This is a genomic window from Microcoleus sp. B7-D4, assembly GCF_036705125.1.
In the GTDB taxonomy this organism is placed as follows: Bacteria; Cyanobacteriota; Cyanobacteriia; order Cyanobacteriales; family Microcoleaceae; genus Microcoleus.
In genome coordinates, this window is record NZ_JAUBTT010000154.1 from 1 (window position 1) to 11,548 (window position 11,548).

Annotated in this window: 8 protein-coding genes; 3 read left to right on the plus strand and 5 right to left on the minus strand. The window is 49.1% G+C overall.

Annotated elements, in window-relative coordinates; translation table 11 throughout:
• Positions 1-622 precede the first annotated feature (622 nt).
• The 3 genes from dprA to QUB12_RS34890 all read right to left on the minus strand — a co-directional run bounded on the left by dprA (position 623) and on the right by QUB12_RS34890 (position 3,466).
• Positions 623-1,774: a DNA-processing protein DprA gene (gene dprA, locus QUB12_RS34880; RefSeq protein ID WP_333310723.1), complete on the minus strand. Its 1,152-nt coding sequence runs from the start codon at positions 1,772-1,774 to the stop codon at positions 623-625.
• A 263-nt stretch (positions 1,775-2,037) separates the two neighbouring features.
• The gene (locus QUB12_RS34885) at positions 2,038-2,691 is read right to left on the minus strand and encodes a YdcF family protein (RefSeq protein ID WP_333310725.1); all 654 of its coding nucleotides are present in this window, start codon (positions 2,689-2,691) and stop codon (positions 2,038-2,040) included.
• A gap of 127 nt (positions 2,692-2,818) precedes the next feature.
• Positions 2,819-3,466 carry a DUF2301 domain-containing membrane protein gene (locus QUB12_RS34890; protein ID WP_333055172.1) on the minus strand — a complete coding sequence of 216 codons (648 nt, stop codon included), beginning with the start codon at positions 3,464-3,466 and terminating at the stop codon, positions 2,819-2,821.
• Positions 3,467-3,546: 80 nt separating this feature from the next.
• Here QUB12_RS34890 and QUB12_RS34895 point away from each other — a divergent pair, with 80 nt between their 5' ends.
• Positions 3,547-4,239, plus strand: a complete 693-nt coding sequence (locus QUB12_RS34895) for a calcium-binding protein (protein ID WP_333139093.1) — start codon at positions 3,547-3,549, stop codon at positions 4,237-4,239.
• Between the two features lie 14 nt (positions 4,240-4,253).
• Positions 4,254-4,451 (plus strand): hypothetical protein, encoded by a 198-nt coding sequence (locus tag QUB12_RS34900; RefSeq protein ID WP_333139091.1) that lies wholly within the window; start codon positions 4,254-4,256, stop codon positions 4,449-4,451.
• On the opposite strand, the gene QUB12_RS34905 is transcribed toward QUB12_RS34900, so the two are convergent.
• Together QUB12_RS34905 and QUB12_RS34910 are read right to left on the minus strand one after the other, a co-directional pair.
• A complete protein-coding gene (locus QUB12_RS34905; protein ID WP_333139089.1) occupies positions 4,452-5,207 on the minus strand; it encodes a DUF561 domain-containing protein in 756 nt (251 codons plus the stop codon).
• Between the two features lie 81 nt (positions 5,208-5,288).
• Positions 5,289-6,092, minus strand: coding sequence for a creatininase family protein (locus QUB12_RS34910; RefSeq protein ID WP_333139087.1), 804 nt, complete (start codon positions 6,090-6,092; stop codon positions 5,289-5,291).
• A gap of 318 nt (positions 6,093-6,410) precedes the next feature.
• On the opposite strand from QUB12_RS34910, the gene QUB12_RS34915 reads away from it, so the two are divergent.
• Positions 6,411-11,363: a PAS domain-containing protein gene (locus QUB12_RS34915; protein ID WP_333310728.1), complete on the plus strand. Its 4,953-nt coding sequence runs from the start codon at positions 6,411-6,413 to the stop codon at positions 11,361-11,363.
• The last annotated feature ends 185 nt before the right edge of the window (positions 11,364-11,548 follow it).

The window sequence follows — 11,548 nt, forward strand, 5'->3', positions numbered from 1 at the left end:
AGCGGTGCAACTTTAATCCGGTTTGCACAGACTGGGGAGATTTTAGCTTCTCTCAATGGTGTTTCTGCTAGCAGTATTAGTGCTGTTAATTTCGGATTGATTTGAGATTGGGTAGGGAAACGGCATTGCCCATTAGTGTCAACTTAAGCTTTTAGTCCGTTAGTCTTCTCGCTCATCCGTCAGTCCGCCAGCCAGGGGTTGAAACCCCTGTCTAATAGCTAAAGTCCTCGCTATGAGGACTAATGAGTTCTTCAGTCCTCATAGCGAGGACTTTAGCTTTGAGACAGGGAATTCATTCCCTGTCGGACTATCGGTTTTACCTTAAGTTGACACCAGTTGCGCTGTTGCCGTGTCCTCCATTGCCGTGTTCTCGATCGTTATATCCGATCGCCCAATCGGGCAATTTCATCATCCAATCCGGTTGATTTTACCCGTTACCCGAAATCAGGATACGGCAGTGCCGTGTCCCTACAATCGATCGCGTGATGCTTACATCCGAGCGACGAAAATTGATTATTTTGGGGTAGGGAAACGGCAATGCCGTGTCCTCCGTTGCCTTCAATCCGCGCAGGCGGATTTTGTCTGTGTAGACGCCGTTTCAACCGCCCAGTTTTCTTTCACATCAGCACCGCTGATATCGCATTCCCGGTAACTGCGAAACTAATCCCAACAATTCCAACTGCAAAAGTATACTAGAAACTGTTCCCGCTTCTAATCCCGCTGCTTCCACAATTACATCAAAAGAAATCGGCCCAGATACGATCGCACCTAACACCTTAGCCAATTCCGGCTCCAACGGCGGCCCTTGCTTCTCAACCGTCGGATTTGGAGGAAATAGCGACAACTGCTCGGCTCTATCCAATTTTGGCATAGCTCCGAGCATTTCCAACAACCTGTCTTCGCTTAACAGTCGATCGCGACCAGGCAGAATCGGATGAGCACCTTTACTCAGCAACTCCAAACACCCAAACGAACGCTCATCATCCAATCTTGCCGTCAAAACATACACATCCCGGCAAAAATCATTAGCTTGATAAGCAGTAATTAAAGCACCCGATTTATGCGGAGCTTCTATCACGATTGTAGCGCGGCTTAAGCCAGCAATTATGCGATTTCGGCGGGGAAAATTAGTTTTATTCGGTTGAGTCCCCGCCGGATATTCACTAATTACCAATCCCTGCTGCAAAATGCGATCGCACAACCTCTCATTTTGTTTAGGATATACAATATCTACTCCCGTCCCCACCACTGCGAAAGTCCTTCCTCCCGCCTCCAAACAGCCTATATGAGCCTCTGTATCAATGCCCGCAGCCAATCCCGAAACCACAGTAAAACCGCTTCTAGCCAAAGCCGTACTAAATTTGCGAGTCCACCTTCTGCCGTATTCCGAAGGGCTGCGAGTACCAACCATTGCCACCGTCGGCGTAATTCCTTGATTCTCTTTTACATCAACTAAACCGCGATAATACAACACTGGTGGCGGATTGGGAATTTCCAATAATAAGCGGGGATAATCTGGATCTGCAGGCGTCCAAAAACAGGGATTTTTTATAAGATGTTTTTCGATAAATTCTTCAGGATTAAGTTTAGTTCGTTCTTGCACAATGGTTTCAATTATCTGCTTGCCAAAGCCTTCGATTCGCATCAAATCTACTGATCTTGCCGTCCAAGCTTCTGCCAAACTATTGAAATTTTGGTGCAATCTTTGCAACAAAATCGGCCCGATACCGTTAATCTGCGACCATGCCAACCAGTAAGCGCGTTCTTCTAGCAACGAGTTACCCTCAACTTATCTGAGAATAATTTTATCATCTTCGGTTAAATATAGTAGGGAAACGGCACTGCCGTGTCCTCTATTTCTTGGGTAGGGAAACGGCACTGCCGTGGCCTGTATTTTCACAGATAGCCGGGTACAGAAATGGCACTGCCGTGTCCTGTATTTACACGGATTTCAAACTGTTATATAAATATTTTTTTACGAACCGCGAAGGCGCGAAGAACGCGAAGGGAATTAAGAGAAAGATTGACAATTACTGGCTAGGTTTTCCAATCAACAAAACGGGCGTAAATATAAGCAATAATTTCTCCGATCACAGTCCGAAAACCTTCGCTCGATTTCCACCATTCTTGGGAATTGTAATCTTGCGGTTCCGCCGCTATAATCCCGACTTTAGTGTCAGGATTCAGCACTTCTTTGAAAACAATCCAACTTCTGCGGGCGTGAGGGCCAAAAGAATAAAGATTAATTGAGTCAACTTTTAAACCTGAAGTAGAAAACCAATCTCGAAGGGCGATCGCAGAAGCTGCAGTGCGGTGTTTCACAACACTCGCTGCTGGTACTGCTACTACTTTGTTTTTATCACATCCTAGCGCAATACAAGTCGCGGCAGTTAGTTCGGCATAATTTTTATATTCAGCAAGATAGAAGCCTTTACTTAAAGGAACTCCTGTGGTAATTAATTGGCGGTATTCGCCTTTTTTGAATTCGGCGATCGCACTTTCGATCGCATAATCCGGCAACCAGCCTTCGACAACCAAGATATCTGCTTTAATCGGCGCATTTACCGCCAAAAATGGATGGATATTTGTGATAATTAAGAGCATTAAAATTATCAACCCCGCGCTTGCAATTACCCAACCTTCCCTAGTAATTGCCCAGATTTCTCGACGACGGATTAGACGAATTCTCATTTTAACTCGATCTAGATGTTTTCGGGTATGGAGGCAGATTCGGCGAGACTGGGGAAGAGGGAAATACTGGGAAAGTGATAGAATTTCCCAATGCCCAATGCCCCATTCCCAATGCCCCATTCCCAAATTATTGGTGTTTCAGATACTCAAAAACGCTTTTATCCCCGATATCCTGCGGCATTGGTTGAAAAAACTTACGCACAGCAAAGATGATAAACAAAGCCGCCCAAACTGCTAGTAAAAATTGTTCATTTTCGGCTGACAAAAAGCCGAAAATATGTCCTAAAATTAAGAGAGGAACTCCCGGAGTCAAAAACTTAGTTTCGAGGCGATTAAAGCAGAATGCTTCCTTAAAATAAATGCCATTTAATGCGGCAAAAGTAAAGCCAATTCCCCACAACGTGGCGGGATGTTCGTACACTGCTAAAGCTAGAGGTTGGCTGCTTTGTAGGGCGACAAACAATGCTGCCGCGCCACCGATCGCCCAAAACGCCTGTAGTGTTCGGTGCAGCGCAATCATGTAAATGTGAATAGTTGCTAAGCTGACGCCTAAAGCTATCCAGAAACAAGCAAAAACAGGCGTTACAGCTTGGATTGCCATCGGGTTGTCGCCCTGTTGTAGCACCAGAGTAGTGCCGATCGCAAAACACAGCGCCGCCACCCCCAATCCAGCGCGGTAAATCAACACTCCCGTGCGATCGTTTTGAGTAATTGTAAATTCGCCGAATTGTCCTTGATAGACTGGCGATTCATCAGGTGATTTCAGTAGTTGCATTACAGATTCCTCCTATCATACACGAATGTACTTCTGCCAAGATATACTTTATTGATAAACCGAGCCAGCGAGACCGAGCGATGCCTAAATTTAACAAGCCTAAACTTAACCAGTCTAAAGTTAACAAGTCTAAAGTTAACAAGTCTAAAGTTAACAAGCCTAAAGTGGACGATCGCCCCGATCAAAGCCAATCCCTTCCTTTACCATCCGAACTTCCTCCAGTTCAGCTTGATGAAACCATTGTAGCAGGCAGAAGACCGAAACCGGTCAACGACTTTCAGAGCCTGCTGGAGGAATTATCCGAATTGAGAGCGGGGTTCGATCCAGAAATGTTAGCGCATATCGATAAAAATATGCCATTTAATAATACGCAATTTGAAACTAAAATCAGCAAGATTTTGGGGTCAAAAAATATTGATTTCAGCCTAAAAAATTCCGTCAAATATCTAGATTACATCAAGCAAAATATTCAACTACCCTGCCACGTTACCGGCATAGAAGAGTTTGAATGGGAAGAAGAATATACAATGGGTGGGGGCAGCAAAAAAGAATATGCACGGCTCAAAAAAACTCAACCTTCTTATACTGATAGATTCACAATTAATCGGTTGGAGGATTTGGTGCTTCAGGAAGAAGGCATATTTGTGGAAGTGCAGCGCGTCAGCGATCGCCAAAAGTTTATGTTGCCTTTATCTGAGTTAGAATCAGTTGATGTAACCTCCCGCAACAATCAGTTATTAGATGATTATGCCGTGTGGTTTATCAATTATTAAGGAAGAGTGGAAAAGTGGAAGAGTGGAGGAGGGGAGGAGGGGAAGAGGGGAAGAGGGGAAGAGTGGGAGAAGGGGAGAGTGGGGATGGAAAAAATATTCCTTCTTCCTTCTTCCTGACATCGGTTACAGAATCCGTTGCCGAACATCCTTCTTCCTTCTCCCTGACATCCGTTACATCCGTTACAGAATCCGTTGCCGAACTTCCTTCTTAATTAAATGGAAGCCGACAAGTGCGATCGCGAAACCAAAGCCAAAGCTTCAACCAAACTGCGAACAGCCGCAATCATCGCCACTTCGCTATTAAGTTGGCTCACAGCAGAACCGACACCAACACCTGCAGCACCGGCTCCAATAGCGAGGGGTGCGGTGACGCTGGAGATACCGGAAGCGCAGAGTACGGGGACGGATACGGCGCGGGAAATTTCAAAGGCTGCAGCCAAAGTAGGCGCTGCTTTTTCAATTAATCCCAATGTGCCGGCGTGAATTGGTTGAGCGCTGGTGCCACCTTCGGTTTGGATGATATTAGCCCCAGCTTTGACTAATTCAATTGCTAATTGCACTTGTTTGTCGAGTGCCAAAATGTGGGGAACTGTCACAGAAAGAGTGATGTTCGGAAATAGCGATCGAGTTTCGCGAGTCAACTGCAAAACTTCCTCAGCTTCAAAGCGACGGCCTTCTGCGTAGAAAGCATCAAAGTTACCAATTTCAATCACATCAGCGCCGGCTTCTACCGCAGCCACAAACTTTTCCGGTTCCACTGCCGATACACAAATTGGCAAATTTGTCAACTGTTTTGCCATCAATACCAAATCTCGATCTGCAGCAATATCGACAAAGGAAGCACCGCCGAGATCCGCTGCTTTGACGACAGCCGCAACGTTGGCAGCATCAAAATTATTTAAACCGCTGATAATTTTCAGGGCGCGACCTTGCTCAAAAGCGCGCTGCAATTTAGAATTTACACTCATCGTTAGTTTTCCAACTCAAAAAATTTCTTAGACTCATTTTGACACAAATTAGAACAATTTTTGATTTTTAATTCTTAATTTTTAATTACTACGCGGCTGGCGAAATTTGTAAACATCTTTGATAACTTGTGCCCAACCGTCAGAGAGAGATTCGAGAATACGAGCTCCCTTTTCTTTCGTCGCCGCCGTCGCATCGCCCAACACACCGCTTTGTGTCAACTCTCGCGTCAGCCAAGCAAAAGGCAAATTCCCTTCCATACTCAGCAAACTGTCTGTTGGTAAACCCTGCGGGTACTCGCAAACAGCCAGTTCCATTTTCACCTGTTCCGGCAAAATTGACAACATCAAACTCGTTTCTGCATCACCCGCGTGAATTCCCAACTCCAACTCCTTCGCAGTTAATAATTCAGCAGCCACATTCGGAACCCGCCAAACAAACAGCGGAAAAACCGAAAAATCCTGATATTTTTGATGAATATCCCGCGCCGCAATTTCCACTACCTGCGGCTGTCCGCCGTGACCATTCATTAACACTAATTTCCGAAATCCTGCCTGATAAATACTGTCAGCAATTTCACCTAATACTGTTAAAAGTGTCTGAGCACTGAGCATAATTGTACCGGGAAAATGGCAGTGTTCGTTCGACTTGCCATAGTACAAAGGCGGCAAAGCATACGCGGGAATATTTGCGTCTAACTTGGCCAGCGCTTTGCCTATCACCGCCGCGCTAATTGCCGCATCTACAATTAAAGGCAAATGGGGGCCGTGCTGTTCGATCGCACCTAGCGGCTGAATGATAACTATATTTTCCTTATCCGGCATAGACTCAATTTCTGTCCAAGTCAGATATGGAAAAAAGCGCGATTCTGGAATAAAATTGTGCATAAGGTGGCGGCAAGAGCATAGGCAACCAAGGCAGTCAACTAGAGCGTGTTTTCTTGCCTATTCTGTAGGTTGGGTTAAGCGTAGCGCCACCCAACAAATCTACGAAAAATGTTGGGTTTCGTTCCTCAACCCAACCTACAATTTAAGGCAATTCTGGGGAGAGAAAACACGCCCTAGCCTGAAAACTAAAAAGTAATTTCCCAGATAGAGCGCATATTCTGTATGTGGGTAGAGCCTATAATATAGCAGATGCTTTAAGAGGGCGCTGATAATATACGCTCGCCAGCTCAGACCGAAAGACGTAGAGATGACTAATTGATGGAAGCTTGGCAAACCCCACAAACTAATTTAACCGACATTCCGATCGCCGATGAACTGTCGCGCCGCATCCCTCGATCCCACGATTGCAAAGCAGAAAACCGAGCGCTGCAAACGCTGGCCCGACAACTGGCAACCTCCCCCCGCACGCTGCTCAAAACACTGGTTGCGATCGCTCAAGATTTGTGCGACGCAGGAAGCGTCGGAGTCTGCTTGTTAGAAGAAAATGCCAGTTCAGAACAAATCTTTCGGTGGGAAGCCTTGGCGGGCGCGTGGGAAGCCGCAGAACACAGAAACACACCCCGCACATTGCGTTTGTCGGGAGTCGGTCTCGATCGCCAAACTCCCCAGCTTTACTTCGCTCCAGAAAAATACTTCACCGACTTACAGCAGCTAGAAAAGCCGATCGCCGAAGCGTTAGTTGTGCCGCTGCAAGCAGAAAATCAAACGCTGGGGGCAATATGGATTGTATCTCACGATTCCGATCGCCAATTCGATGCCGAAGACTTGCGGATTGCGATCGCCCTAGCAGACTTTGCCGTTGCCGCCCTACAAATCGATCGCGCCGATCGAACCAAAGAAGCTTTGCGAGAAAGCGAAGAACGCTGGCAGCTAGCCTGTGCCGGCAACAACGACGGCATTTGGGATCACAACCTGCAAACAAATTGCTCTGTAGTGAGCGATCGCTTTTTAGAGATTTTGGAACGTGGGCCCGAAGAAGTCAAAAACTTCAGCCAATTTTTGAGCTACATTCATCCCGATGATGTGGAGATAATGCAAAGCAATTGGCAGCAGCACTTGCATCGAGAAACCTCACATTACTGCTGCGAGTACCGCATCCGTTGTGGGGACGGGCGCTACAAATGGGTTTTAGCCAGAGGGCGAGCAATTTGGGACGAGTCAGGCAATCCCGTGCGGGCCGTGGGTTCCCTGACAGATATCAGCGATCGCAAACAAACTGAAATTGCCTTGAAACAAAGCGAAGAACGTTTGAGCGTCGCCATCGAAGGCTCAGGCATGGCAACCTGGGATTTTGACGTGCGAACACATCGAGTAATTTGGTCGGCGACCCATTTCAGCATTTTGGGCTGCGAACAGACACCGGGCGGCGAAGCAAGCGCGGATGTGTGGGAAAAGTGCGTGCATCCAGACGACTTAAAGCAAGTCATGCAAGCAGCCAAAACAGCTCGGCAAACGAGAACGCTCTACTCCCCCGAATACCGGATCATCCGGGCCGACACACGAGAAATCCGCTGGTTGAGAGCGTTCGGGCGCTATCTCTACGACGCGGCAGGCGAAGCAGTGCGGTTTATCGGAGTATTATTTGATGCTACCGATCGCAAAAAGGCCGAACTCGCTTTGGAAGAAAGCAACAACCGCTTTCAGTTAGCTACAAGAGCGATCGACGGCATGGTGTTTGAGTGGGATTTGGTAGCAAACTCAGTTTACCGTTCCGAGGGACTGTGCTCGATCGTCGGTGTCTGCCCAGAGGATGCACCCGCAACAGCAGAGTGGTGGAGAGAACGCATCCATCCCGTCGATTTGGCACGCATCCAAGCCGGGGGGCAATCAATCTTGAATATTCCCGATCGCTATGAAATCGAGTACCGAGTCCGGCACGAAGACGGGCGCTGGATCGATGTTTGGGAACGCGGCTGTTTGATCCGCAACCAGCAAGGTGAAGTGACCAAAGTTGTCGGCTTCACCAGCGACATTACCAAGCGCAAAAAAACAGAAGCAGCACTGCGCGATCGTGAAACCCACCTGCAGTTGATTCTCGACAGCGCCAAAGACTACGCCATTATCACCCTCGACATCGGCGGACACGTTACCAGTTGGAACGCAGGGGCCGAGAGAGTGCTGGGCTATTCCGAAGCTGAAATCGTCGGGCAGCACGGACGAATCATCTTCACCCCAGAAGACTCTGCAGCCAAAAAGCCGGAAGCAGAAATGCACATCGCCCTGACTCAGGGAAAGGCAGAAAACGAGCGCTGGCACGTCCGCAAAGACGGCAGTCGCTTTTGGGGCAGCGGGCTGGTGAGACCCCTGCGCGACGCAGCCGGCGAGGTGCAAGGTTTCCTGAAAATTATGCAGGACAAAACCGAGCGCCGGCAAATAGAAGAAGCACTGCGACACAGCGAAAATCTCTACCGCACCCTCGCCGATGGGGTTCCGGAATTAATGTGGATCAACACCGCCGACGGCAGGTTAGAGTTTGCCAACCAACACTGGAAAACCTATACGGGCATGAGCCCAGCACAATTGCCGCTGGCTGCACCGGTGCTGCAATTATTTCATCCTGATGATCTGCCAGCAGTTGTCGCCACGCGCACTCCTGCGATTGCAGCAGGGGAAGCCTACGAATTCGAGTGTCGGGTACGCAGGTTTGATGGTAATTATCGCTGGCATCTAGCGCGACTTGTTCCCGTCAAAGACAGGGGGGGAAAGGTGGTGCAATGGGCCGGGATAGGGATTGATATTGACGATCGCAAACGAGCAGAAGAAAGCTTAGCAGAAAGCGACCGCCGCTTTCGCTTCCTGGCTGAGTCGCTGCCCCACCTGATTTGGAACGTAAGTTCCGCCGGGGAAATTCGCTTTACCAATCAACAACAATGGTTGGAATATCTGGGAATGTCTTACGAGGAAGCCGTTCAAAGCAATTGGGAATCCCTAGTCCCGCCCTCGGATTTGGCAGAATCTTGGGCCCGCTGGCAAGAATGTCTAATCAGCGGAGAAGTTTATCAAGTTGAGCTGCGCCTCCGGCGGGCAGCAGACCAAATGGAACGCTGGCATTTGTCCCGCGCCGTGCCAATTCGCGACGCAGCGGGCCAGATTGTCGAGTGGATCGGCACGAATACTGATATTCACGATCGCAAACAAGCCCAACTCAACGAGCAGTTTCTCTCTGATCTCGAAGCCCGCTTGCGGCAGCGCTTCAACCCCGCAGAAATGTTGTGGGAAGCCATGAAAAGTCTGGGAGAATATTTAAAGGTCGATCGCTGCGTGTGGCACGAAATCGATGTAGAAGCCGATCTAGTAATTGTCCAGCAAGACTGGCACCAGTCCGACCTTGCCAGCGTCGTCGGCACCTATCAAATCTCAGACTTTAAGACGCCAGAACTTAAAGCTCTCTCTATCGCAGGTCAAACAGTTGTCATCTCAGATATCGCTAATCACCCCCATACAGCGCATTTGGTCGATAACTACGGTGCCGTGTCGGTTCGCGCTTTGGTCGATGTTCCCTGCCTTCAGGAAGGGCGCTGGGTGGCTCTTTTGGTGGTGACATCAAAGGTGGTTCGGCACTGGCGGCCCGATGAAGTTTGGCTGATGCAAGAAGTGGTGGCTCGCCTCTGGGTGGTGATCCTGCACGCGCGAGCCCTGCATGAGCTGCACGAAAGCGAGGCTCGGTTCCGCGCTCTAGCTGACAACATCGCTCAGTTGGCCTGGATCACAGATCCCACTGGCGGGAGTTTATGGTATAACCAGCGCTGGTTTGAGTACACGGGCACAACGCTAGAAGAAATGCTAGGCTGGGGCTGGCAACTGGTACACCACCCGGAACACCTCGATCGCGTTGTCGAAAAATTTAGGCGCTGCATTGAAACAGGCGAACTCTGGGAAGATACTTTCCCCTTGCGCGGCAAAGACGGATCGTACCGCTGGTTTCTCTCCCGCGCCGTGCCGATTCGCGACGATCGAGGCCAGGTGCTGCGCTGGTGTGGCACCAACACCGATATTACCGATCGAAAACTTGCAGAAGCAGAACGGGAACGCCTTCTAGCACGGGAAAAGGCAGCGCGGGAAGAAGCAGAACAGGCTAACCGCGTCAAAGACGAATTTTTGGCGGTTTTGTCCCACGAATTGCGGACTCCCTTAAACCCGATTATGGGCTGGGCGAAGCTGCTTCAATCGAACATTTTGACACCCCAAAAGCAGCGTTATGCCTTAGAGACGATCGAGCGCAACGCCAAACTGCAAACCCAGCTTATCGAAGATTTGCTCGACGTGTCGGGGATTCTGCAAGGCAAGGTCAGCTTGAATATTGCACCTGTGGATTTAGCCGAGGTAATCGGCGCTGCTATTGAAACGGTGCGTCTGGCGGCCCAAGTCAAGTCGATTCAAATCAGCACTCAATTTGCACCGAATCTCGGCCCGGTGTTGGGCGATGCGGGCAGACTTCAGCAGGTAGTCTGGAATTTGCTGTCAAATGCCGTCAAGTTCACCCCGCCGTCCGGCAAAATTGAAGTCGTTCTCGATCGGGTGGACACCTTGGCCCAAATTACTGTAACTGATACGGGAAAAGGTATCGAACCTGATTTTCTGCCCTATGTATTCGACTACTTCCGGCAAGCTGACAGCACTTCTACCCGCAAGTTTGGCGGATTGGGTTTAGGATTGGCGATCGTCCGCCATCTCGTCGAACTCCACGGCGGCACGGTGAAATCCGACAGTGCCGGCGAAGGACAAGGTGCAACCTTGACTGTCAGGATACCTCTGATGCCCGTGCAATCTCCGACAAGTCCTGTGGGAACTGCGTCGCCGGGCCAATCCTTCAATTTGAGCGGTATCAAGGTGTTAGCGGTGGATGATGATGCCGATGCGCGAGATTTAGTGGTTTTTCTGCTTGAGGATTGTGGGGCAAGTGTGACAGCAGTTGCTAACGCCGCCGATGCCTTGGCGTTTTTAACCCAGTCTGTGCCGGATTTGCTGTTGAGCGATATTGGAATGCCCGATACCGACGGTTATATGTTGATGCGACAGGTTCGGGCTCTGGCGCCTGACAAAGGGGGACTGGTTCCGGCGATCGCCCTCACGGCTTATGCTGGAGAAATTGACTATCAGCAGGCCCTGGCTGCGGGGTTCCAGCGACACATTTGTAAGCCTTTAGACCCCGACAAGTTGGTGCAGGCGATTGGGGAGGTACTCGATCGATCGGGCAAAAACATTATTTAAGCTCTTTTTGTGTCTGAAAAGTCTTTATTTAATGAACCGCGAAGGCGCTAAGAACTTGAAGGAAAAAAGGAAGAAGAAAGGAAGAATTTAATAATCTCAATTCGGTTAAACCCACATTCCGCACCCCCAACTGGCACATACACGGAGTGAGGGGGTAAAAGTGAATCATCCGAGACAATAGTGAG